This is a genomic window from Zymomonas mobilis subsp. pomaceae ATCC 29192 (genome assembly GCF_000218875.1).
GTDB lineage: Bacteria > Pseudomonadota > Alphaproteobacteria > Sphingomonadales > Sphingomonadaceae > Zymomonas > Zymomonas pomaceae.
Window position 1 is genome coordinate 1710917 of record NC_015709.1, and the last position, 22758, is coordinate 1733674.

Sequence of the window (22758 nt, forward strand, 5' to 3'; positions counted from 1 at the left end):
TAAAAACCAACAGCCGTTAAGAAATGCAGATTGCTGTTTAAGGGATTAAAGGATTAAAGTCGAATAAACAGCTTCCTATGGTTTTCAGCTTATGATGAAAAGAGCAAAGGGCTGGAAAATAAGATCGAGGAAAAACGGATGCTGGCAATCGGACTCATGTCCGGCACGTCTTTAGATGGTGTGGATGTTGCTTTAATTGAAACCAACGGCGAAAAACGGGTGCGCCCTTTAGATTTTTCTTTCTACCCTTATAGCGAGGCTGATAAGGATTGTCTGCGCGCGGCTGCTAGATATGCGCTTACGCTTGCTGCCCCTTGTCCGGTACAGGATAAGGCGATTCTTCATCAGGCGGAAGTAATCGTAACCCAACGTCATATCGAAGCTGTTGAGGATTTCTTAAAAAAACATAAAGTTGAAGCTACAGCTGTAAAAGTCATTGGTTTCCATGGTCAGACTATTGCGCATCGGCCCGATTTAGGATGGACGTGGCAAATTGGAAATGGTGCTGCTTTAGCGCAAGCCACTAGAATCAGCGTTGTTGATGATTTTCGGTCCCATGACGTGCAAGCAGGCGGAGAGGGCGCACCACTTATTCCGATTTATCATTGGGCTCTGTTTGCTAACGCACCCCATCCTTTAGCTGTTTTGAATTTAGGCGGAATCGCTAATATCACATGGATAGGGGATAATGAAAATGATTTGATCGCCTGTGACACAGGTCCGGCTAATGGGCTTATTGATGATTGGGTTAAGGCTAAGGCCAATCTTCATTATGATAAAGATGGTGCTATTGCAGCCCGAGGTAAGGTACATCAAAATATTATTGATGCCATGATGCATAATGATTTCTTTTTGCTGCCGCCTCCTAAATCATTGGATAGAGAAGATTTTTCAATATCTCCCGTAGCGCGTTTATCCCTTGAGGATGGCGCTGCTACATTAACAGCCTTTACGGCTGAAACGGTAGCGTATGCATTAAGATTTTTTCCCAAAAAACCACAACGTATTATTGTCGCAGGGGGCGGACGGCACAATAAGACTATGATAGCTATGCTTAAAGCAAGCTGTGATCTGCCTATCGAAATGATTGATGACTGGCACTTTAACGGCGATGCTACCGAAGCTGAAGGCTTTGCTTATCTTGCCGTGAGAAGAGTTTTCAATCGTCCTATCAGTTTTCCTAAAACAACAGGGGTTTCTCAGCCGATGACGGGAGGGCGTATTCACTATATTTGAGGCCATAGAGCAAACATAGAAACAAAATTGCTACAAAGTCTAGATTTGACTTATTAATTAGATACTACTGTCGAACGACAGCCCGTATTTTTGTCCATAGGGCTGTCGTTTATAAGACATCGCAATATTAGGCCTATTCTTGAACCTTGCAATATTGAATAAGCACAATAATATTATCTCATTAAAGTGCGTTAATAGTTTTTTATATCGAATTTTTATTGTGATACTTCTTCATAAAGAGGTAGAACTTTTCTACTATAGGCAGAGATAGCTTCAAAAGAAGAGTTCCTCTCGGCAATTTTAAAACGATATCCATCTTTGATTAAATCGTTAAGATAAAGCCTGTTGTAGATAAAAGGCCAGACCAAGCAGGATAAACCAAGCGTCGCTATCGCAGTGAGAAACATCAAAAGTGCAAATTTCCAACTACCTCTAAAAATAGCAGGCCATATTCCAAAAAAGAAAGTGGTCCATGAAAATCCAATAGGCGCATAACGCGTTTTACCATTGTATGGATTAGCCATGACTAAACGATCAAAGGCCATTATTCCCCCTGTAATATTTATTATTATTTTTAATCTATAAAATAATATTAAGGGGAAAATAAACCTTATATTTTATTTTAGAATAAATTGAATGTGCGTTAGCTTATCAATAATTTTAGCTATTATTTTTCACGCTTCCGTCTCAGAATAACATATAAAGCACCGGCCCCTCCATGTTTGGGATGGGCATTTCTAACCGCTGCAATATGGCTGGCATAAGGGGAAAAACTAAGCCAGTCCCCAATAGCGCCTCTAATTAATCCTCTTGTGATAATTCCTTGATCATTTCGACGGGGAGGACGGCCCGTGATAATCAATAACACCCTAATACCCTGCATAATCGCTTTTGAAAGCGCCATCTCCAAGACGCGATGGGCGCTAGTCATCGTATAACCGTGAAGATCAATGCTTCGTTCGGGTTCGACACTGCCTTTACTCAGGCGGCGATCCCATGAACCATCAAGCGTATCTGGGTTATTTTTCGATGAGGCGAGCGGCGTTGGGGGTGGCGACAGCATTTTTTGTCGCTCACGCATCCGTTTTGTAACGGCCGCTATCGAAGGTATTTTCTGGGGTAATCGAATATCTTCAACAAGAAGATCTTCAAAAGATTGATAACGATCCAGATCAAGCGGCTTTACAGTAGAAGCTACTTTTCGCCATAAGATCAAATCTTCAGAAGAAAGCCGGTCTCGGTTGAATTTAAGCGTAGCAAGAGAGGAGGGGGAATCCTGAAAATCTCCCCTTTTATTTTTTATCTGATCCGGTGCTACCGGATATTTTAGTCCCCTCTTGCGCTTTGTCATGTTTTTCAGAGCCGATTCGCGCGGCTACCCCTTTTGGTAATAAAAGCCATGCAGAACCATGGCTTGCAAGACCACCGGCGATATGCTCCGCTTTGGCTCCATATCCCCAATAGCTATCAAAACGATTAAGCCCTTTAATAGCGCCTCCTTTGTCTTGTGCAATCCAAACACCATTAACAAATGGAGAATCACCTCCATGCTTGGTATCGAGCATCAAAACAACGGGGGCACCCAGAGGAATATAGGCGGGATCAACGGCTAAAGAGGTCTCTGCTATGACAGGAATACCTATGGCACCCAGCGGATTTCGATCACCTCGCTCGCGAAAGAAGACATAGCTGGGATTGTTTTCCATGATACCGACGGCTTCAGTCGGATGAGAATGCAACCAATCCGTAATACCTGACATGGTTGCTTGGCTGTTTTCAAGCGCGCCTTTTTGTACCAGAAGGCGTCCTATAGCTTTATAATCATGCCCGTTCTGTCCATCATATTCGACAGGGATAACACGGCCATCCTCTAAAGCAAGACGACCAGACCCTTGAATTTGCAAAAAGAATAAAGCCACCGGATCGGCTGCCCAGGCTATTTCAAGATGACGGTTGCTCAAAGCCCCTTTATCAATAGCTGCCCGATCAAAATAAGGTACAAGCTGACCTTTTTCTACTCTGCCGCGTACGGATCGGCCTTTAAGGGTGCTTTGGAAATCGCCTAGATGCACTTCAATTAAATCGGCAGGACGACGATAAATAGGCGTATTATAGTTGGTTTTGGGTTGTGAAGAGGCCAAAATTTGAGGTTCGTAATAGCCAGTAACAAAAGCTTTTCCGTCCCCCACTACGACGGGTTCAAAGTAGCGGTCAAAAAATGCTATCGCCTGCCCACTGCTGTTATTGCCTGTCATAGCTTGTGCGGCACTGCAAGGCGTCGACCAATCCTCTTTCTCTGTCAGTCCACTTTTATCGGTATGCGATATTAAAAACGGACAGGATTGCTGGAAAGCCGCTAAAGCGGAGGCAGCTTTCTCATTCGTCATGCCAACCCAGCTGACTGAAAAATTCTGTGGGCGAATACCCGCTTGTTTCGCATTTTCTGGCTGTTTATTGTTATTGGAAGGCGCCACCGGCTTGTTTTTTTCCGCTGATGGCGGTGCTGGCTGGGGTGCCGGTTCTATATGCGGGGGATGAAGCGTCGAACAAGCCGATAAGCTTAACCCAAGACTAAGGAATACAGCGGATAACCGCCTTGCTGAAAAACTGGTATCTTTTTTAAACACAACAGAATTCACATAATCTTAAGAAGCGGCCAATGTTTCCACTAAAAGCCAACTTGTTTTCGGTTCTTGGCGGATATTACGACTAAAAGTCCATACATCATGCGTGGGAAGCGCATCTGCCGAAGAGCCTGCTACCATGATACCCTCTTGATTACGGACTATAGTCGAAATCCATGCATCATAACTGACCGTAATGATAGCATTATCGCCATCAACACCCGCTTTTTGCACTACCGCTTTATCAATATTAATCAAGCGATTTTCAAGACTATGCCCTTCTGTCTCACGGTTTTTTATAACATGTTCAAAAGCTTCCATGACATCCTTGCTGATCATGTCAGAAAGTTTAAGACGATCACCCTGCCAAAAAGCATCTAGGATTTTACCGTAAGCCGTTTTTGCCCCTTCGATAAAGGCGGTAAGATCAAAATGGGAATCGCGACTGACAATACGACGGATGCCGTCCCATGCCTCAGGCAATACGATTTCATCGCGTTTTTTTTCTTCAGAAGCAGGCCGCTCAAGCTGTCCACTTGGCTGTGCGACAACAGCGGGTGATGCTTCTACCGGTTTTGTAAAACTCTGTTCATGGCCGGTACGGCTTCCAAGGACATTGTAAAGCCACACGCAAAGCATAGCAGCCACTACCACCAGAACTACAATTTCGACCACCATGCCTCCAAATGCAAAAAGCAACAGAATTCTATTTCTGTTGAAGTATTTTATCCTCTATATATAGGCAAGATATATTAGGCTTTCAAACGCCATATATCTAATCTTTATAGGATGGTTCTTTTTTTACGAAAATAAAAATAAGAAATACGGTAAAAATATGGAAATTAAACTATATTTTCACTGAAAAAATCAGAAAATTATCTCTTTCCTTATCAAAGACAGACTTTTGATGTTGGATTTTATCTGAAAAATAATTCCCAGCTAAAATAGCGGCTTGGATATATTTTGTATCTTCAATAGCTATAGCATAATAAATTTGATATCGATTGGTATTATTCTTTATAATGAAGCATTTATACCTTTGGCATCCTATTTCTGTTTCGTGTGTTTTAACTTTTAATATATCCCTTAAAAGAGGGTATCTTTTTCATAAGCAGACAATAACATCTTAATTTCAAAGGCTGTTGTTAAACCTAGCTAAAGGAGGCTTTTATGTCTGGAAACAAATTTAATTCTGCCCAAGACAATAATGATAATAACGTGCCCCAAGTGAATATTCTTGCCCAGTATATCAAGGATCTCTCTTTTGAGAATCCTAATGCACCGGCGGTTTATCAATGGCAGACACAGCCCCATATTGAAGTGCAATTTAATATTGGTACGCAAGCCATGGCACAGGATGTCTATGAAGTTGCCTTAAAAATAGATGTCTCTGCCAAAACCGACGATGGTATCGTTTTTCATATTGAATTAGTTTACAGTGGCTTGTTTGCGATCAAGAACGTTCCTGCTGATCAGATTCAACCTTTCCTTTATATTGAAGCACCACGGATTCTTTTCCCCTTCGTTCGTCGTATTTTAGCCGATTGTGTCCGTGACGGTAATTTCCCGCCTTTAATGTTAGAACCCCTCGATTTTGCAGCCCTTTATATGCAGCAAGCCGAACAGCAGGACATGCTTTCCAATGCGGAACCAGCAGGTCAGGCCTAAAAATTAAGCGCTATTTTATAGCCAAAGACAAGGAAAGCCGCTTACAAGCGGCTTTCTTTATATTGTTTATATTATCCAGATCGCGATATGACGAAAACACCGCAGAGCCTGCCTGGGAAAGTCCATCTTTTAAAAGCTACCGCTACGATCGGTGGTCTAACGTTAATCAGTCGTATTTTAGGTTTTGTCCGCGATACTCTTGGTGCGCAATATCTGGGAGCAGGGCCTGCTAATGATGCTTTTTTAATCGCTTGGCGACTTCCTAATCTATTTCGGGCTCTTTTTGCAGAAGGGGCCTTTGCCTCTGCTTTTGTGCCAATGTTTAATCGCACCATTAGTGAAGCGGAAAAAAAAGGTCAGGATGGCATGGCGGCAGGGCTACGCTTTGCCAGTGATGTTTTATCGGTGTTATTGCCGTTGTTACTTTTTTTTGAAGTCGGGATGATAGCGGCTGCTGAGCCTATTGTGGAAATTATGACAGGTGGCTTTCCGGCAGGAACCGCCGGTGAATTCCAGTTAGCCGTTTTTTTAACCCGCCTTACGATGCCTTATCTGGCTCTGATTTCTATTGTTACCCTTTTAGGCGGAATTCTTAACTCGCTTCATCGTTTTTGGGTGAATGCCGCCGCCCCCATTCTTTTGAATGTCGGCTTGATTATCGGTTTGATCTTTTTTCGAAGTTCTAACTCTTTTATGACCGCTCAAACGCAAGCCTTAGCCGTCAGCCTATCGGGTGTTTTACAACTAGGCTGGTTGTTATGGGCTTGTCATCAAGCTGGTATCCATCTTTATCCCCATTGGCCTAAGTTCACCCCTGCGGTAAAAAAAATGCTGAGTATTACATGGCCCGCAGCCCTAGGAGCTGGCGCCGTTCAGTTTAATCTTTTGATCTCTACCGCCTTAGCTGCGCGTTATCTTCCCGAAGGGGCGGTTTCTTATCTCTATTATGCCGATCGCCTTAATCAACTGCCTTTAGGCTTGGTCGGTATCGGCATCGGGACGGCGATTCTGCCTGCTCTATCTCGTCAGCTGGCGACCAATGATAAGGATGCGGCTATTCACACTCAAAATCGTGCGATTGAATTAGCGCTTTTTTTGACATTACCGGCGACTTTTGGGCTGATAGTTACGGCAGGCCCTTTAATTCGGGCTTTATTGCAGCATGGCGCTTTTTCCGCCGTAGATAGTCTTAATTCCGCCCGTGCCTTATCCGCGTTTTCGCTAGGATTACCGGCTTATGTGCTGATCAAGATTCTGACGCCTGGTTTTCACGCACGTACAGATACGCGCACGCCTGTTCGGATCGCTATCCTTGCCATGCTTCTTAATTTAATACTTAATCTTCTTTTACTTCATCCGTTAGGGCATGTCGGGTTAGCTCTTTCGACGGCGATTTCTGCATGGGCCAATGTTGTCATGCTGTATATTTTACTACGCCGCCGTCGTCATTTCTACTGTGATGGGCCATTACTTCGCCGTAGTCCACGCATGGTAATCGCCGGTGGGATTATGGCCCTTGGATTATGGCCTTTCATCGGATGGTTTAATCAGCTAGCCATCGGCCATATTATGCACAGAATAACAGCGCTTATCTTATTATTATTGTTAGGATCAGTTTTATATTTTGGTTCGGCCGTCTTAATCGGTGCATTTCCATGGAAAGAAGTCCGCCGTTTTTTACGCCGTCGTTAAAAGTAGCCTTTTGAATAGGTAACAGGAAAATTATGACTGACAAGAAACGTATCGTCTCCGGTATTCAGCCGACTGGCAATCTTCACCTTGGTAACTATCTTGGGGCTATTCGTAATTGGGTAGACATGCAAAATGCTATGGCTGCCGGTGACAGCTGCATCTTTTTTCTTGCTGATTTACACGCCGTCACCATGCCTCAGGAACCGGATATATTGGCCGCTAATATACGGTCTATGGCAGCAACCTTATTGGCCGCTGGCGTTGATCCAGAGCGTTCTGTTTTATTTGCTCAGTCCGATGTTGCTGCCCATTCCGAATTAAGCTGGTTGCTCAATTGTGTTGCCCGCATTGGCTGGCTTAACCGCATGACTCAGTTTAAAGAAAAATCAGGCAAGAACCGTGAAGGTGCCTCAGTTGGTCTCTATACCTACCCTGTTTTACAGGCAGCGGATGTCATGCTGTATCAGGCCACGCATGTTCCTGTTGGCGAAGATCAAAAACAGCATTTAGAATTAGCGCGTGATATCGCTACAAAATTTAATAACGATTATCAAAGCGAGGTTTTTACTTTACCCCAACCTATTATCCAAAAGACAGCTGCTCGTGTAATGTCATTGCGCAACGGTAGCGCAAAAATGTCCAAATCTGATCCTTCTGATCTCAGCCGGATTAACCTTACCGATAGTAATGATGACATCACCCAAAAAATCCGCAAAGCCAAGACGGATCCAGATCCTATTCCAGATAACGAGGCTGCGCTTACAGAGCGTCCAGAAGCGCGCAATTTATTAACTATTTATAGTGCTTTAAGTGGGAAAGCGGTTCCAGAAATCTTGAATCAGTTTGCGGGGCAAGGTTTTGGACAGTTTAAACCTATTCTTTCTGATCTAATGATTAGTATTATTGGGCCCATACGTGATAGACTATTTTCCTTCCAAAGTGATCCGGCTGAAATTGATCGTTTATTATTGCAAGGCGCTAAAAAGGCAGAAACGCTGGCTGCTGTAACTTTAGAAAAAGCTTACTATGCAATGGGATTACGGCGACGGAATTAATGATTTCATTCATCTTTGGTTCAATCAGAATAGACAAATTTTATTATAATGGGCATGTCTTATTTTTTCGGAAATATCAGGCATAAATATTAAACGGGAAAGGGTACAGGCATGCGACAGAGTATAACTATAAAGATAGTCTTATCGTCTTTGTCCATTATTTCTCTGTCCGCCTGTGAATCGCCTTTTCGGGCCGATGTTGCACGGTTCCAGATGATGCCAGCACCAGCTGGTCAAACTTTTACTATTGAAGCTATAGATCCTCAGGATAAAGGCGGTCTCGAATTTGGACATTACGCCAATATAGTTGCTCATGAATTATATGCTCAAGGGTATCAACCTGCGCCTTCTGAAGGTACGGCGACGCTGATCGTTAAGCTGGATTACGGCATTGATAATGGTCAGCAGAAAGTCACTTCCACTTCTTATGGATATGGTGGTTGGGGCGGCCCATGGGGTGGTTGGGGCGGCTGGGGCGGTGGCTGGGGCGGCTGGGGTGGATACGGCGGTTGGGGCGGCCCATGGGGTGGCGGCTGGGGCGGCGGCTGGGGCGGCACAGACGTTTACAGCTACACCGTTTACAGCCCCTTCTTTAAAATGGAAATTGATCGTGTCAGCGATGGACAGCGTGTCTTTGAAGGTCGCGCCCGTGCTCATGTTACAACCGATAACATGACACAATTAGTGCCGGATTTAATCCGTGCCATGTTTGTTAATTTCCCTGGTCATTCAGGGGAAAATATTGAAATTAAATTGACAGACGATAAGAAGAAACAGAAATAAAGCCCAAAACGCCCTCTCCGATGATATTATTGTCACCGGAGAGAACGCACTATCTGAATAGAAGTATCGATTAGCCTTTAAATCGGCGCTTTTTTTCCAGAAGATATTTTGAGCATTTTTAGCCCAAAAAAGCTTTAATAATATCCTCATCAATACGGCTTAATTGTTGAATATCGGCTACTGCGGCTTGCTCATCGACCTTATGCATCGTAGCATTGACTAAACCAAATTCAATTACTGGACAAATATGCGTCAAGAAACGGGCATCCGACGTCCCGCCGCTTGTAGAAAGGGTAGGGGTGATTCCGGTATTTTTAGCTACTGCAGCACTTACTTTTTTAGTAAGGACCCCTTCTTCTGTAACAAAGGCTTCCCCAGAAATAGTAGCCTTCAATCGGGCATCAGGCGCAATAGCGTTCACCCGATTTCGGACAGTTTCTATTAACTGAGCACCTTTTTGTAATGCATTAAAGCGAATATTAAGTTGGGCTTTTGCTATAGAAGGGATAACATTCGTTGCCTTGTTATCGCATTCAATGGCTGTAATTTCGAGATTGGAAGGCTGAAACCATTGGTCCCCTTCATCAATAATCCAGTTTTCTAAATCCTCGATTATGCGCGCCAAAATCGGAATCGGGTTTTTTGCTCGGTCGGGATAGGCGACATGGCCTTGTATGCCTGGTACCTCGATCCACATATTAACTGAACCGCGCCGACCATTTTTGATAGTATCCCCTAGGGTATCAATAGAGGTAGGCTCGCCCACAACACAGTAATCCAATTTAATATCATGTTCCAGCAACCATGCAATGATGGCCGGTGTGCCATAGGTGGCGGGGCCTTCCTCGTCGCCTGTAATCAAAAAAGACAAGGTACCTTTGTGATGGCGATAGCGGGCTGCGGCGGCAATAAAGGCCGCGACAGAACTTTTCATATCGACTGCCCCACGTCCGACCAAATAGCCGTCCTTTAAGGTGGGTGTAAAGGGATCTGAAGACCATCCCTGACCGGCTGGGACTACATCACTATGCCCTGCAAAGGCTAAATGGGGATGACCTTCGCCCCGAAAAGCTATTAAATTGGTGACAGGGCCATCAGGGGCTTGACCTTGCGTTAATAAATGAACTTTGAAACCAGCGGCTTTCAAAGCGTCGCCCATCACGCTCATGGCACCATCATCAGTCGGCGTTACTGATTTGCAGGCAATCAAGCGGGCAGCAAGTTCAACAGCGTCAGGGGCAGCAGTCATTCAATCACCAGAAATAAGAGAAGGAAAAATATCCAGCTAAAAACCGGAACATTCAATAAAAGTATCTGTGTTATCTTATAATAGGACGATAAGAAGCTTGTCAGCTATCTAAATAATTAAAACAACCGTATTTTTACTATCGTAACGATGTTTAAAGGCGTTCAACCGCGGTAAGAGATTGCACTTAAACAGCCGTTTTTATGGTCAAATATTTGTAAAAATACTTCTAATTTAATATAGAGAGGCCATAGGCCTTTGCACAAAATTAGACCAAGCCTCTTTGGAAGCGGTCCTATCAACGCCTTTATCGATTATGGGGACTAAACAGAATAATCATCGCGCCTACCAGACAGATGGATGCCCCTAAAATATCCCAATGATCGGGCTTTTTACCTTCGACGACGCCCATCCAGACCAAGGACATGACAATATAAATACCGCCATAAGTAGCGAAACTACGACCTGCATCATCGGGGCTCGTTTTTGTTAACAGATAAGCAAAAAGCGCTAAGGATACTGCCCCTGGGAATAACCAAAGAGGTGATTTATTTAATTTTAACCATGCCCAAAATGAGAAGCAGCCACCAATTTCAGCCAAAGCCGCGGGCACATAGAATAAAAAATCTCTCATAAATTTTTGTACCATAATTATGAAATTATGGAATTAAACTTATTTTTTCTACTATTGAACCACTAAATAAGGCGGGGGGATAAATTGCTCCCCCGAAAAAGAATAAGATCTTTTTGCGCTGCCCTAAAAAATATTAGATAATCGCATCATAAACAGCCGCTCTTAATTCAGGAAGGCCAGTATTTTTTTCACTAGAAGTAATAATGATTTCTGGAAAAGCGGCTGGATGCTGCCGTATTTCTGTTGTGATAGCGTCGGTGACCTTCTTTAATGCTTCGGCTTTGATTTTATCAGATTTCGTTAGCACCATGCGATAAGAGATGGCAGCGTCATCCAACATTTTCATTAATTCACGGTCAACATCTTTCAGACCATGCCGACTATCCACTAAAATCAGGGTACGCCGTAAAACAGCCCGTCCCCGTAGATAATCATTGATAAGCCATTTCCAACGTTTCACCATATCTTTGGGCGCTTTGGCAAAGCCATAACCCGGCATGTCAACCAGCCGCATTTGTAACGGCTCACCAACATCGAAAAAATTCAGTTCTTGCGTCCGCCCCGGTGTAGTGGACGCCCGCGCCAGGCTGTTTCGATTAGTCAAGGCGTTGATCAGTGAAGATTTACCAACATTTGATCGCCCTGCAAAGGCTACTTCCGGCACTGAGGCATCGGGTAAAAACTCAAGGGCGGGGGCGGATTTTAAAAAATTAACCGCCCCTGCAAAAAGTTTTCGTCCCGCTTCCATTCTGGCGTCTTTTTCAGGGGTCATAGCGTCTTATTTGGCTTTCTTTTTAGAAAGGCGTTTCTTTTCCGCCCTGTCTTGCCGTTCTTCTGGTGTCGCATGGCGATGCTGAAGCCATGTCATCTGTGCCAAGGAAACAAGGTTATTAAAGATATAATATACCTGTAAACCTGCGGCTAAAGGCGCCATGAAAATCACCGAAACCAACGGCAAGAAACTCATGATTTGCTGTTGCGTAGGATCAAGTTGCTGTGGACTTGCCCGAAACTGGAGCCACATCGTAATCCCCAGAATAATAGGCAGTACCCCAATCATCAAGAAATGCGGTGGCGTGAAAGGCAACAATCCAAAGAGATTGAAGGGGGTTAAAGGATCGGGTGCCGATAAATCTTTGATCCAACCGATAAAGGGTTGATGGCGGCTTTCAATCGTTACCAACAAGGTTTTATAAAGCGCAATAAAAATGGGAAACTGAATAAACATCGGAAGACAACCCGCAAAAGGATTGACCTTTTCCTTCTGATATAAGGTAACCAGTTCCTGACGCATTTTTGCATCATCATTTTTATAACGTTCGCGTACAGCCTGCATTTTAGGCTGTAAACGCCGCATGGAAGCCATCGAAGCATATTGCTTATTGGCAATAGGAAAGATCAAGGCACGGATGGTAAACACCATCAAAATAATGGCTAGCCCATAGTTACCAACATGCAAGAATAACCAATCGAGATAATAGAAAAATACTTTCTCGATGATAGCAAACCAACCCCAGTCAATCGCTTTATCAAAATGCGGCAAACGCAGATGATCACGATAGCGGTCAAGAATGCGCACTTCCTTGGCCCCCGCGAATACGTCAACACTCAGACTGGCGGTTTTTCCTGCGGGGACAACCACAGGGGCAACTGTGAAATCAGCCTGATAATGCTGGTTAGCGCCGCTACGGAAATTAGTATCAATCGCCATATTTTGATTATGGGGCGCTAAAGCGGATAACCAATATTTATCCGAAAAACCGATCCAGCCGCCTTGCGTGTTATTTTGAAGTCCATTGCCATTGGCTTTATCGAGATCGGAAAAAGCAATATGATAGTTAACCGAACCATTAAACACACCGATTGGGCCCGTGTGTAAAGTCCATGAACTGGGGGTTTTAAAGACGCCTTGGCGATTGGTCAGCACATAGGGACGGATAATAATCGGATTATTGCTGTGGTTAATCACACTTTCTGTTGCATTGAACATATAGTCATGATCGACCGATAAAGTGAGGCGGAAAATCTGACCTTGATGGTTATCCCAATAAAAATTAACCGGATGTTCCGAGGTCAATTTATCGCTATCGGCCTTCCAAAGGCTATCAGCCCCCGGCAAAGTAACATTTTCACCGCTCCAGCCAAAACCCGTAAACCAAGCATCTTGGGTGCCGGCGGGTGAAAAAAGACGAACGGCCGGTGAATTACGGGCCAAGGTTTCACGATGCCGAATCAAGGTCAGATCATCGAGCCTTAAGCCTTTTAAATTAATAGAACCTTCAAGGCTTGCGGTTGAAATGGGCAGACGAGGGGTTTCTGCCAGCACCTGATTAACAGGTCTTAAAACAGTATCGGCTGCGACATCAGGTGCCAATTCCGATTTTGGTTGCGGTTTTGCCTGATGGGTTGGTGGGGGTGTGGTGGGTAACCAATACTTCGTAATGAAGCTCCAACCAAACAACACAACTGCCGAGAGAATCGTAACAATAATCAGGTTACGCTGCTGGTGCTGATCACCCATGTCTTTGAATTACCCTTTCAAGGCACCGGGTCATGACCGCAACCTCCCCAAGGATGGCAACGGGCCAGACGTTTTATAGCAAGCCAACTTCCTTTAATCGCCCCATAACGTCGCCATGCTGTGATAGCATAAGCCGAACAGCTAGGCGTAAAACGACAGGAAGGCGGCATAAAGCGGGACGGGCCCCATTGCCACAGGCGCGCTAAAAAAACGAGCGTATGGACGATCATCGTCGCATACGCGCTAAAGCTTTTGACAACTGACGCATAAGATCGTCATAATTGCCATTATAGGCAGCACGCCGACCAATCAATATATGATCAGCGCCTGCAATACCACCCTTAGGCAGCAGCGACCGAACTAAAGCCCGAAAGCGCCGCTTGATCCGGTTGCGAACAACCGCATTACCCGTTTTTTTTGTTACCGTATAACCAACGCGCATGGCAGAGTTGCCATCATTGCGGGCATAAACCAACAGAATAAAACCGGGCATCGGCACGCGTTTTCCGCGATTTGCCGCAAGAAAATCAGCGCGGCGCTTAAGAACGCTTATGCAGACAGTTTCTTGCGGCTGCGAGCCCGACGGGCTGCCAGAATTTTGCGGCCACCCGGGGTCGCAGACCGGGTACGAAATCCGTGCCGGCGTTTGCGCACGAGATTGCTCGGCTGAAAGGTGCGCTTCATCGCTCATTCCTCAACAATATTTCTTGATTGTTAAAAAAGGCCGCCGAACGCACGGCAGCCATATCTAAAGGGCGTGAATAGGGAATAAAGAACGAAAAGTCAACGCTGCTTAAAAAGCAATTTCAAGCATCTAGCTTGCCTTTCTAGAAAATAAAAGAATATCTTGTTTTTAAGTTATTTTAGCCAATAATAAAATATTTCTTTTAGCTTCTATCTTTTTTGTGCCATGAACAGCCTCATGATCATTAGAATAACAAAATTATAATATTAGTAACAAGGCATGTATTATTATGGTTACTTGTGTTGCCAGTCTCGCTTTTTTAGGGCTGGAAGCACGTCCTATTGAAGTTCAGGTACAACTTTCTTCGGGGGTGCCTGCTTTTACCATTGTAGGATTACCCGATAAAGCCGTTTCAGAGAGTCGCGAAAGGGTAAGATCAGCCCTTTCGGCTATTGGGCTGGCACTTCCGCCCAAGCGAATTACGGTGAATCTCTCCCCAGCTGATCTTCCCAAGGAAGGTTCTCATTACGATTTGCCGATTGCATTGGGGCTATTGGGGGCTATGGGCGTCTTGGATAACGAAAGCTTAAGTCAATATCTGGTACTGGGGGAATTAGGATTAGATGGGCGTCTTATGGCCTCACCGGGGGCTTTACCGGCAGCCATCCATGCGTCATCTTGTCATTTGGGGTTAATCTGTGCTCAACTTCTGGGGGCAGAAGCCGCATGGTCAGATCTTGATGAGATTATAGCGGCACCTGATCTTTTGATGCTGATTCAGCATTTAAAAGGTAAAATGACCTTACCTCAGCCACAACGAAGCCCCTTTAATGATCCTATTTCCGGGCCAGATTTATCAGCTGTAAAAGGACAGGAACAGGCTAGACGCGCTTTGGAAATAGCTGCCGCCGGAGGGCATAATATGCTGATGTGCGGCCCGCCTGGTGCTGGTAAATCGCTACTTGCCGCTTGTTTACCGAGTATCCTGCCGCCCTTGGATGCGCGTGAAGCCCTAGAAGTTTCTATGATCGCTTCAGTCGCCGGTATGCTTGATCAGGGGCGTCTTATTCAACAGCGCCCTTTTCGTGCACCTCACCATTCTGCCTCTATGGCGGCCTTAGTGGGCGGCGGGTATCATATAAAACCGGGTGAAGTAAGTTTAGCCCATTTGGGTGTGTTGTTTTTAGATGAGTTGCCGGAATTTAAAAGGCCAGCCTTGGACTCGCTTAGACAGCCTTTGGAAAGTGGTGAAGTTTCTATCGCCCGTGCTAATGGTCATGTTCATTTTCCGGCCAGAGTGCAACTTATTGCCGCGATGAATCCTTGTCGTTGTGGTCATCTTGACGATGCTGCTTTAGCCTGTTCACGTGCACCGAAATGCGCTGTAGAATATCAAAATCGTATTTCCGGCCCTTTACTTGATCGTATCGACATTCACCTTGATATGCCGCCGGTAGGGGCAAGAGAATTGTTGTTACCGGCTGGTGAAAATTCAGCCGCGGTCAAACAACGCGTCATAGCTGCGCGTGCCCTTCAACAGGCCCGTTATAAATCTTATAAAAATGGCACGATCCGTTGCAATGCAGAAGCCGATGGTGCGCTTATTGAAAAGCTGGCCCCTATGGATGATGCGGGTCAAAAGCTTTTGATAGAAGCCGTTGAAAAAATGCATCTTTCAGCGCGCAGCTATTATCGCCTTTTAAAAATAGCCCGTACTATTGCCGATATGGCAGGATCAGAAAATCTTACACGCCTCCATATAGCGGAAGCGCTCAGTTATCGTCGTCGTCTTCCTGTTGCATAAGGCGTGATAGATATTACGCATGAGATAATGAATATTTTATCTATTTTAGATACGCATGGTAAACATAAAATATTTTAATGTGGAAGGCTATGTAGGCCATAGTCTGACCTATGAAAATATTACGCCGATCGCAAGGGATGCCAGAAATTGCAGAATTGATTTCGACTATTAGAGAAACTCTATACTAGGCAGATAAAAGGGTTTTTGCCTAGGTCATTCTGCTAGAAGAACGGGATGTTTTTAATGGCGACTAAAAATATTACTGTAACACCTATTGGGCATGTGCGTTCACTACGGAAGGACATCACGGACGATAACTGGGGTGGGGTTATCTCTACAATAGTCATTGATTCTGAAGTATTACCCTGTGAAGCCCTTCTAGGATTAGACCAGTTTAGTCATATCGAGGTTATATTTTACTTCGATCGTGTTCCCCTTCAAAAGATTCAGTATGGGACGCGCCGTCCACGCGGCCGTTCTGACTGGCCCGAAGTAGGGATTCTAGCGCAACGAGGAAAAGGTAGGCCGAACCTTATGGGTGTATCCCGTTGCCAATTGCTATCAGTTGAAGCGTTTAGCCTCAAAGTACGTGGGCTAGATGCCATAGATGGTACACCCATCATTGATATTAAACCTTACATGGCAGAGTTCGGTCCTATTGGAACGGTGATACAACCCGAATGGAGTCATGAAGTAATGAAAGACTATTATCTTACTATACCCGAATAGCGAGGGTTGTTTTATACAGTCGCAGCAATGCCAGAAAGCACAGAGTTAAATATCAGTCATTTTCTTATAGGTAAGGCCGTTTTTGTCAAATTATCAATATTAAACGGATACGTTATTTATCAGCATTTATCCGCCGATTTTTAATAATTTTTGCTTCATACAAAAAAGGCGTCCTCATTAAAAGAACGCCTTTTTACTTTAAAATGTTTAAATTCTAGTGGTCAAGAAAACTCCGCATCTTCCGTGAACGGGAAGGATGCTTCAATTTCCGCAAAGCTTTTGCTTCAATCTGTCGAATACGTTCACGCGTCACCGAGAATTGTTGACCCACTTCTTCCAACGTATGATCTGTATTCATACCGATACCAAAACGCATCCGCAAAACGCGTTCTTCACGAGGCGTCAAGCTGGCAAGAACACGGGTTACCGTTTCCTTCAGATTGGCCTGAATGGCAGCATCAACCGGAATAATAGCATTCTTGTCTTCGATAAAGTCACCAAGATGGCTATCTTCTTCGTCACCAATCGGGGTTTCAAGACTGATCGGCTCTTTGGCAATTTTCATCACTTTGCGCACTTTTTCAAGCGGCATCGATAGACGTTCTGCCAATTCTTCCGGCGTGGGTTCACGACCGATTTCATGTAGAATCTGACGACTGGTGCGCACCAGTTTATTGATAGTCTCGATCATATGCACCGGAATACGGATGGTTCTTGCCTGATCTGCAATAGAACGGGTAATCGCCTGCCGAATCCACCATGTGGCATAGGTTGAAAATTTATAACCGCGCCGATATTCGAATTTATCGACTGCCTTCATCAAACCGATGTTACCTTCCTGAATAAGATCCAGAAATTGCAAACCGCGGTTGGTGTATTTTTTGGCAATCGAGATCACAAGACGAAGATTGGCTTCCACCATTTCGGTTTTTGCGATACGCGCTTCTCTTTCGCCTTTTTGCACCATAGTGACAATCCGGCGCAGTTCTTTCAGCGTCATACCGGTTATTTGGGCAATATCAGCGACTTCAGAACGTATCTGTTCGATATGTTCTACTTCATTGGCGGTAAAATTAGCCCATTTCTTGTCAATTTTTGTGACCCGATCAATCCAGCCTTCTTCCATTTCATGGCCAAGATAGGCATTCAAGAAAGAATCACGGGGCACTTTATAGCGTTCAGCCAAACGAAGCATTTGACCGTTCAAGGTGCGTAAACGGCTGTTGAAGGTATAGAGCTGTTCCACCAAAAATTCGATTTTGGCATTATGGAATTTAACGCTTTCGACCTCAGCCGTTAATTCTTCCCTTAACTGCTGATAAGCATTTTCTTTATCGGTGGGGAAATCCTCATTCACGCTAAGCGCCTTCATGCGCTCGCTTTGTAAGGTAGAAAACTGGCGATAAAGATCCGTAATTTTTGAGAATTTTTCTAAAGAGGCAGGCTTTAGCTGTTCTTCCATCTGCGCAAGAGATAAGGTATTTTCATCCTCATCATCTATCGATTCACGGTGAATACGCTGACCGTTTTCGTCTAATTCGCCTTCTTCTTCATCCTCATCATCTTCTTTAAAGGTGGGGCCTGCGTTACGTTCAGAAATTTCATTATCGTTATCATCGTCCTCATCCTCGAATTGTTCAGGAGAAGGTCCTTGAGACAACATGGCATCAAGATCGATAATCTCGCGGAGTTGAAGGGTGCCTTCATTCAAGGCATCAGACCACTCAATAATGGCATCAAAGGTAATCGGGCTTTCACATAGTCCCAAGATCATCGTATCGCGACCGGCTTCAATCCGTTTGGCAATCGCAATTTCGCCTTCACGGCTTAATAACTCAACCGCGCCCATTTCGCGAAGATACATACGGACAGGATCATCCGTGCGATCACTGGTTTCCTTTTTGACTACGGTTGCAGGGGCAGGTGTACCTTCATCCCCCTGTAGTTCTTCGGCACCTTCTTCTTCAGACTGACCATCTTCACCGGCGTCTTCATTTTCAACAATATTAACGCCCATTTCGGAAAGCGCCGACATAATGTCTTCAATCTGCTCCGAAGACATCTGATCCTGTGGAAGAGCCTCGTTTAGCTGATCATAAGTAACATAGCCTCGTTTTTTCGCCTGTGTTACGAATTTACGGATCGATGCTTCATTCAAATCGATCAGCGGCGCATCACTGGCATTCTTTTTTGCTTCAGCCGTAGTCGTCTCTGCCATCTAGCCTTCATCCACCCTTGTTCTAAGCTCGAACTGCACGCCGAGCATATAACGTCGTTCCTGATAATCAGCACGCCGCTTGCGTAGCGAAGCGGCGACTGCCTCTAATTTTTCATAATCAGCCAGCAGACATTTTCCTGAAAACGCCTGTTTAAGCTGCCTTTCCTCGGTCGCCAAATCCTGTTCTTCGATCATAAGATCAATTAGGGCGACCAAACTTTCGACTGCTAATGCTGGTTCAATACCTGGCCGCATAAAGGGAAAGCGTATATCTTTCGCTATATCCCAACTATCCGCCGGAAAGCCGTGATCTTTTCTCAATATGGCCTTGATCGCGGCGCTATCAAGATCTGGTTGATCAAGGATGACGGTTATTAATAATTCGCGCCATCTTGTTAGAACAGGATCTTTGATAGAGAGCTTACTCAGCCTTTCGAGGCGCTCTGTAACGGCTTTTGGGTAAAAAGTCAGCCCGATTAGCATTTGCCGCAGATATTGATATTCGAGATCAATCTCTGCGGTCGAAATCTGTGATACAAGAACAGGAGGAGGAGATATCTCATGTCTTTTTTTTCCCTTCCATCCAAAATTGTCAAAGAAGAAGTTCCGTAAACTCTGGCGATATTCACGAGCGATAGCCGTATTACGGCAAGAGGCCGCTAGACTGTCCAGTCTTTCTAACAATCCCACGCGTGCTTCTGGCGCATTCGGATCTATTTTTGCTGCTTCATGTCGATACAGCAACGCACCTAGAGAAAACGGGTTTTTTATTAAGGCTTCAAAGCCATCCTTACCTTTTTCCTTTACTATATCATCCGGATCCTGACCGGCGGGTAAGGTAACAAAGGCCAGCGTTTTTCCGGGACGCGCTTGAATAAGAGCCCGCTCAGCTGCTCTTACCGCCGCTTTTTGACCCGCCTGATCTCCATCAAAGCAGAGCAGGGGGTGGTCATCCATCCGCCAAAGTCTTTCAATTTGGGCTTCCGTTAGTGCGGTTCCCAGAGGGGCAACGGCTTCATAAATGCCCGCTTCTGCTAATCCGATAACATCTAAATATCCTTCCACGACAATCAAACGTTGTTGCTGACGAGAAGACTGGCTAGCCATATCCAAATTGTAAAGGGTATGTCCCTTATCAAAAAGGGATGTTTCCGGTGAGTTAAGATATTTTGGGCCTGCATCCGGTGAGATATTCAAGCCGCTTAAACCCTCTAACCGTCGCCCTCCAAAGGCAATTGTCCGAGAACGTTGATCCCGGATAGGAATCATTAAGCGTCCTCTGAAACGGTCATAAGGTTCGCGCCCTTCCACCGAGATCAAGAGACCTGTTTCAATCAGTTTTTCAAGGCCGTGGTGGGCTAAAGCATTTTTTAACCGCCCCCGAGCATTAGGGGCAAAGCCCAATCCAAAACGGGCAGCGGTCGCCGGAGATATGCCGCGTTCCTGTAAATAAGCCCTGACAGGCGTACCTTCAATACCGTGAAGCTGTGCTGTAAACCATTCGGCGGCTTCTGCCATCACATCATAAAGGGTAGCTGCCCGTTTTGCTTGTTGAATCGCTCTTGGATCGGGTTCGGGAATATCCATCCCCACTTGCGCTGCTAATTCTTTTACCGCTTCTATGAAGGGTAAGCCACGCGTTTCGGTCAGAAATCGGATAGCATCGCCATGGGCACCGCACCCGAAGCAATGATAAAATCCTTTTTCATCATTGACATAGAAACTTGGGGTTTTTTCGTTATGGAAAGGGCAACAAGCGCGAAATTCTCTTCCGGCGCGCGTCAGCTTGACGCTGCGGCCGATTAGAGTAGACAACGTTATCCGTTGACGTAACTCGTCTAGAAATTCAGGTGGAAGAAAGTGACCAGTGGTCATTACTATCCCATCAGACCCTAAAGCAGAAAAACGGATAATGCGGGGGAAATTATCGTTGCCGACAGCCCACAAATTCAGAACTTTTTGTAAGATATGGGTATGATTGCTGACCCATTTTAGCATCAGGAAAATATTGGCCTGATGCGTATCCTATCTAACGATACCGTCCCGGACAAAAGGGATAGAATTAGGATATAAAAAAACGGGTAGAAGCAAAATACCGAATCACCCCGTAATTATACCCCTCTATCAGAAGAAAAATTATTTTTCTAGATGAAAAGATGGTTCAAAGCTTATCAGATATATCCCAAAAATAAGGGAAATCTTAATATCTCAAAGGGTAAAGATAGGGCCTTTTCGACAGCCTATTTTCAGATCCTTATCCTAAAAAATGAGAAATAAGAACAAGCGTTCCTAACGAGATAGCTGTTGTCAGAACTATGGCTCGAGAGCAAATTGTATCATCTGCGCCGTATTCTAACGCCAATAAGGCGGTAATATTGCCGACCGGCATAGCGATCATAAGGATAATCAGCTTAGATACCCTATCATTCCAGCCTATTATTCTAAAAATACCTAGTAATAGAAGCGGTAATACAATCATTTTCAGGAGAGAAAATGTTAAAATTCGACGATTAGTGATAATATCAAGAAGGCGATGCTGAGCAATAGATACCCCGATTAAAAACATGGCTAGCACAACTGCGCAACGCCCCATTTCTAAGGTCATATTATTTATAAATTTGGGTAATTTGATACCTGTGGCCAAGACAAGAATAAGTGCGAGACAGGCCATAAATCCGGGATTGAGCAGCTTTTTTAAAGTGGCAAGATTTAAATGCGTAACCGTCTGATCGCTGGCCGATTGAACGATATAGACGCCATAGGTATAAATCAGGATATTATAAACAAGGATATAAATTGAGACATCAATAACAATGGATGGCCCAAAAATAGATTGCGCTACGGGAATGCCCATAAAACCGACATTGGGGAATACAGTGAGCAAAGCGTAAAGGGGCCGTTGATCTTTCAAAGTACGGGAAATATTGTTATAAAGATAGGCGACAAAGATTAAGCCTATAAACACTAGTGAAGCGATGACAAAGTTAAGGATAATGCCATCTAAATTAGTTTCTTTGGCCGCATACCCTGCACCCGATAGAATAAGGGCCGGATTAAATACATTGACGACAAGGCGCGAAAGTTCTGCCGCGCCTTTATGGGATATCCAACTAATCCGATGGCATATTGCGCCTAAAGTGATAATGGCCGCTAATACGAGCATTTGATCTAACATTTTATGCGCTCGCTAGCCCAAAATATTTAAGATTTATAATCGGAGTAAACGGTACAATTTCTTTTAAAAAAGAATTATTCTTAAAATAAGACATATGTTGTATGACATTATATTGAATCATAGATAATAATATCTTTTAATGTAAAAATATTGAAATAAAAAGGCAGATAGTTACGCTCTATCTGCCTTTTTATTTATAGTTTATTGGTATGTGAATTTAATTATTATTTAATAATGATTTTACTAAAGGACCTGCTTTGCTCATATCCATTTCGCTAGCATAGCGCTCTTTTATAAGTGCCATCACTTTACCCATATCTTTGATAGAGCTCGCTGAAGTTTCCGCAATCAAACCCGTAATAGCGACTTTGGCTTCTTCTTCGCTCATTTGTTTGGGTAAAAAGCTATTAATCGTTTTTAATTCGGCCTCTTCTTTAGCTGCCAATTCTGGCCGACCGCCTTTTTCATACATATCAATTGATTCGCGGCGTTGCTTAGCCATTTTTAACAATACTTCGATAACAAGCTTATCATCATCAATGGTATCATTGCCGGTGCGTTCTTCAATATCACGATACCGGATAGCCGCCTGAATCAGGCGAAGCGCGGCGGTGGTTTCGCTATCGCGCGCTTTCATAGCCGTAATTAATGCGGCTTTGACATCATCTCTTATCATAAAAACTGCCTT

The 22758-nt window shown here is 44.4% G+C and carries 22 protein-coding genes; 7 read left to right on the top strand and 15 right to left on the bottom strand.

What is annotated here, in order from left to right:
- Positions 1–138 precede the first annotated feature (138 nt).
- Positions 139–1236, top strand: coding sequence for an anhydro-N-acetylmuramic acid kinase (locus ZYMOP_RS07635; protein WP_013934750.1), 1098 nt, complete (start codon positions 139–141; stop codon positions 1234–1236).
- A 215-nt stretch (positions 1237–1451) separates the two neighbouring features.
- Here the strand turns inward: ZYMOP_RS07635 and ZYMOP_RS07640 are convergent, their stop codons facing one another.
- From ZYMOP_RS07640 to ZYMOP_RS07655, 4 genes are all read right to left on the bottom strand, one after another.
- Positions 1452–1781 (bottom strand): hypothetical protein, encoded by a 330-nt coding sequence (locus ZYMOP_RS07640; protein ID WP_013934751.1) that lies wholly within the window; start codon positions 1779–1781, stop codon positions 1452–1454.
- A gap of 122 nt (positions 1782–1903) precedes the next feature.
- Positions 1904–2587: a Smr/MutS family protein gene (locus tag ZYMOP_RS07645; protein WP_013934752.1), complete on the bottom strand. Its 684-nt coding sequence runs from the start codon at positions 2585–2587 to the stop codon at positions 1904–1906.
- Positions 2529–3863, bottom strand: a complete 1335-nt coding sequence (gene mltA, locus ZYMOP_RS07650) for a murein transglycosylase A (RefSeq protein ID WP_252507414.1) — start codon at positions 3861–3863, stop codon at positions 2529–2531. Before mltA ends, ZYMOP_RS07645 begins: the two co-directional genes overlap by 59 nt.
- Positions 3864–3881: 18 nt before the next feature.
- Complete coding sequence (locus ZYMOP_RS07655) at positions 3882–4538, bottom strand: Tim44/TimA family putative adaptor protein (protein ID WP_041581793.1); 657 nt, start codon at positions 4536–4538, stop codon at positions 3882–3884.
- 492 nt (positions 4539–5030) lie between these two features.
- Here ZYMOP_RS07655 and secB point away from each other — a divergent pair, with 492 nt between their 5' ends.
- From secB to ZYMOP_RS07675, 4 genes are all read left to right on the top strand, one after another.
- The gene (gene secB, locus ZYMOP_RS07660; protein WP_013934755.1) at positions 5031–5528 is read left to right on the top strand and encodes a protein-export chaperone SecB; all 498 of its coding nucleotides are present in this window, start codon (positions 5031–5033) and stop codon (positions 5526–5528) included.
- Positions 5529–5615: 87 nt separating this feature from the next.
- Positions 5616–7220: a murein biosynthesis integral membrane protein MurJ gene (gene murJ / locus ZYMOP_RS07665; protein ID WP_013934756.1), complete on the top strand. Its 1605-nt coding sequence runs from the start codon at positions 5616–5618 to the stop codon at positions 7218–7220.
- Positions 7221–7252: 32 nt separating this feature from the next.
- A complete protein-coding gene (trpS, locus tag ZYMOP_RS07670) occupies positions 7253–8275 on the top strand; it encodes a tryptophan--tRNA ligase (RefSeq protein WP_013934757.1) in 1023 nt (340 codons plus the stop codon).
- A gap of 111 nt (positions 8276–8386) precedes the next feature.
- Entirely contained in the window at positions 8387–9058 is a 672-nt protein-coding gene (locus tag ZYMOP_RS07675; protein ID WP_013934758.1) for a DUF4136 domain-containing protein, read from the top strand.
- A gap of 118 nt (positions 9059–9176) precedes the next feature.
- Here ZYMOP_RS07675 and dapE read toward each other — a convergent pair whose 3' ends face one another.
- The 7 genes from dapE to rpmH all read right to left on the bottom strand — a co-directional run bounded on the left by dapE (position 9177) and on the right by rpmH (position 14143).
- The gene (gene dapE / locus ZYMOP_RS07680; RefSeq protein WP_013934759.1) at positions 9177–10307 is read right to left on the bottom strand and encodes a succinyl-diaminopimelate desuccinylase; all 1131 of its coding nucleotides are present in this window, start codon (positions 10305–10307) and stop codon (positions 9177–9179) included.
- Positions 10308–10611: 304 nt separating this feature from the next.
- Positions 10612–10953 carry a YnfA family protein gene (locus tag ZYMOP_RS07685; RefSeq protein WP_013934760.1) on the bottom strand — a complete coding sequence of 114 codons (342 nt, stop codon included), beginning with the start codon at positions 10951–10953 and terminating at the stop codon, positions 10612–10614.
- Between the two features lie 118 nt (positions 10954–11071).
- On the bottom strand, positions 11072–11710 hold the full coding sequence (gene yihA / locus ZYMOP_RS07690) for a ribosome biogenesis GTP-binding protein YihA/YsxC (protein WP_013934761.1): 639 nt from the start codon (positions 11708–11710) through the stop codon (positions 11072–11074).
- Positions 11711–11716: 6 nt separating this feature from the next.
- Positions 11717–13459, bottom strand: coding sequence for a membrane protein insertase YidC (gene yidC / locus ZYMOP_RS07695; RefSeq protein WP_013934762.1), 1743 nt, complete (start codon positions 13457–13459; stop codon positions 11717–11719).
- Positions 13460–13476: 17 nt separating this feature from the next.
- The gene (gene yidD, locus ZYMOP_RS07700; RefSeq protein ID WP_013934763.1) at positions 13477–13689 is read right to left on the bottom strand and encodes a membrane protein insertion efficiency factor YidD; all 213 of its coding nucleotides are present in this window, start codon (positions 13687–13689) and stop codon (positions 13477–13479) included.
- The gene (gene rnpA / locus ZYMOP_RS07705) at positions 13686–14012 is read right to left on the bottom strand and encodes a ribonuclease P protein component (RefSeq protein WP_080558589.1); all 327 of its coding nucleotides are present in this window, start codon (positions 14010–14012) and stop codon (positions 13686–13688) included. The genes yidD and rnpA overlap by 4 nt, the downstream gene beginning before the upstream one ends.
- A complete protein-coding gene (gene rpmH / locus ZYMOP_RS09345; protein ID WP_080502949.1) occupies positions 14009–14143 on the bottom strand; it encodes a 50S ribosomal protein L34 in 135 nt (44 codons plus the stop codon). Before rpmH ends, rnpA begins: the two co-directional genes overlap by 4 nt.
- Before the next feature lie 290 nt (positions 14144–14433).
- On the opposite strand from rpmH, the gene ZYMOP_RS07710 reads away from it, so the two are divergent.
- The gene (locus ZYMOP_RS07710) at positions 14434–15948 is read left to right on the top strand and encodes a YifB family Mg chelatase-like AAA ATPase (RefSeq protein WP_013934765.1); all 1515 of its coding nucleotides are present in this window, start codon (positions 14434–14436) and stop codon (positions 15946–15948) included.
- A 243-nt stretch (positions 15949–16191) separates the two neighbouring features.
- Complete coding sequence (locus ZYMOP_RS07715) at positions 16192–16677, top strand: SAM-dependent methyltransferase (protein ID WP_013934766.1); 486 nt, start codon at positions 16192–16194, stop codon at positions 16675–16677.
- Positions 16678–16891: 214 nt separating this feature from the next.
- Here ZYMOP_RS07715 and rpoD read toward each other — a convergent pair whose 3' ends face one another.
- From rpoD to ZYMOP_RS07735, 4 genes are all read right to left on the bottom strand, one after another.
- Positions 16892–18895: an RNA polymerase sigma factor RpoD gene (gene rpoD, locus ZYMOP_RS07720; protein ID WP_013934767.1), complete on the bottom strand. Its 2004-nt coding sequence runs from the start codon at positions 18893–18895 to the stop codon at positions 16892–16894.
- Positions 18896–20770 carry a DNA primase gene (dnaG, locus tag ZYMOP_RS07725; protein WP_013934768.1) on the bottom strand — a complete coding sequence of 625 codons (1875 nt, stop codon included), beginning with the start codon at positions 20768–20770 and terminating at the stop codon, positions 18896–18898. It abuts the gene before it with no gap.
- Positions 20771–21149: 379 nt separating this feature from the next.
- On the bottom strand, positions 21150–22070 hold the full coding sequence (locus ZYMOP_RS07730; protein WP_013934769.1) for an AEC family transporter: 921 nt from the start codon (positions 22068–22070) through the stop codon (positions 21150–21152).
- A 217-nt stretch (positions 22071–22287) separates the two neighbouring features.
- A complete protein-coding gene (locus ZYMOP_RS07735; protein ID WP_013934770.1) occupies positions 22288–22746 on the bottom strand; it encodes a GatB/YqeY domain-containing protein in 459 nt (152 codons plus the stop codon).
- Positions 22747–22758 lie beyond the last annotated feature (12 nt).

Bases quoted from the DNA above. Each gene is read 5' to 3' on its own strand.
- ZYMOP_RS07635 (WP_013934750.1), top strand. From the start codon at position 139: ATGCTGGCAATCGGACTCATGTCCGGCACGTCTTTAGATGGTGTGGAT.
- ZYMOP_RS07640 (WP_013934751.1), bottom strand. From the start codon at position 1,781: ATGGCCTTTGATCGTTTAGTCATGGCTAATCCATACAATGGTAAAACG.
- ZYMOP_RS07645 (WP_013934752.1), bottom strand. From the start codon at position 2,587: ATGACAAAGCGCAAGAGGGGACTAAAATATCCGGTAGCACCGGATCAG.
- ZYMOP_RS07655 (WP_041581793.1), bottom strand. From the start codon at position 4,538: ATGGTGGTCGAAATTGTAGTTCTGGTGGTAGTGGCTGCTATGCTTTGC.
- secB (WP_013934755.1), top strand. From the start codon at position 5,031: ATGTCTGGAAACAAATTTAATTCTGCCCAAGACAATAATGATAATAAC.
- murJ (WP_013934756.1), top strand. From the start codon at position 5,616: ATGACGAAAACACCGCAGAGCCTGCCTGGGAAAGTCCATCTTTTAAAA.
- trpS (WP_013934757.1), top strand. From the start codon at position 7,253: ATGACTGACAAGAAACGTATCGTCTCCGGTATTCAGCCGACTGGCAAT.
- ZYMOP_RS07675 (WP_013934758.1), top strand. From the start codon at position 8,387: ATGCGACAGAGTATAACTATAAAGATAGTCTTATCGTCTTTGTCCATT.
- dapE (WP_013934759.1), bottom strand. From the start codon at position 10,307: ATGACTGCTGCCCCTGACGCTGTTGAACTTGCTGCCCGCTTGATTGCC.
- ZYMOP_RS07685 (WP_013934760.1), bottom strand. From the start codon at position 10,953: ATGGTACAAAAATTTATGAGAGATTTTTTATTCTATGTGCCCGCGGCT.
- yihA (WP_013934761.1), bottom strand. From the start codon at position 11,710: ATGACCCCTGAAAAAGACGCCAGAATGGAAGCGGGACGAAAACTTTTT.
- yidC (WP_013934762.1), bottom strand. From the start codon at position 13,459: ATGGGTGATCAGCACCAGCAGCGTAACCTGATTATTGTTACGATTCTC.
- yidD (WP_013934763.1), bottom strand. From the start codon at position 13,689: ATGATCGTCCATACGCTCGTTTTTTTAGCGCGCCTGTGGCAATGGGGC.
- rpmH (WP_080502949.1), bottom strand. From the start codon at position 14,143: ATGAAGCGCACCTTTCAGCCGAGCAATCTCGTGCGCAAACGCCGGCAC.
- ZYMOP_RS07710 (WP_013934765.1), top strand. From the start codon at position 14,434: ATGGTTACTTGTGTTGCCAGTCTCGCTTTTTTAGGGCTGGAAGCACGT.
- ZYMOP_RS07715 (WP_013934766.1), top strand. From the start codon at position 16,192: ATGGCGACTAAAAATATTACTGTAACACCTATTGGGCATGTGCGTTCA.
- rpoD (WP_013934767.1), bottom strand. From the start codon at position 18,895: ATGGCAGAGACGACTACGGCTGAAGCAAAAAAGAATGCCAGTGATGCG.
- dnaG (WP_013934768.1), bottom strand. From the start codon at position 20,770: ATGACCACTGGTCACTTTCTTCCACCTGAATTTCTAGACGAGTTACGT.
- ZYMOP_RS07730 (WP_013934769.1), bottom strand. From the start codon at position 22,070: ATGTTAGATCAAATGCTCGTATTAGCGGCCATTATCACTTTAGGCGCA.
- ZYMOP_RS07735 (WP_013934770.1), bottom strand. From the start codon at position 22,746: ATGATAAGAGATGATGTCAAAGCCGCATTAATTACGGCTATGAAAGCG.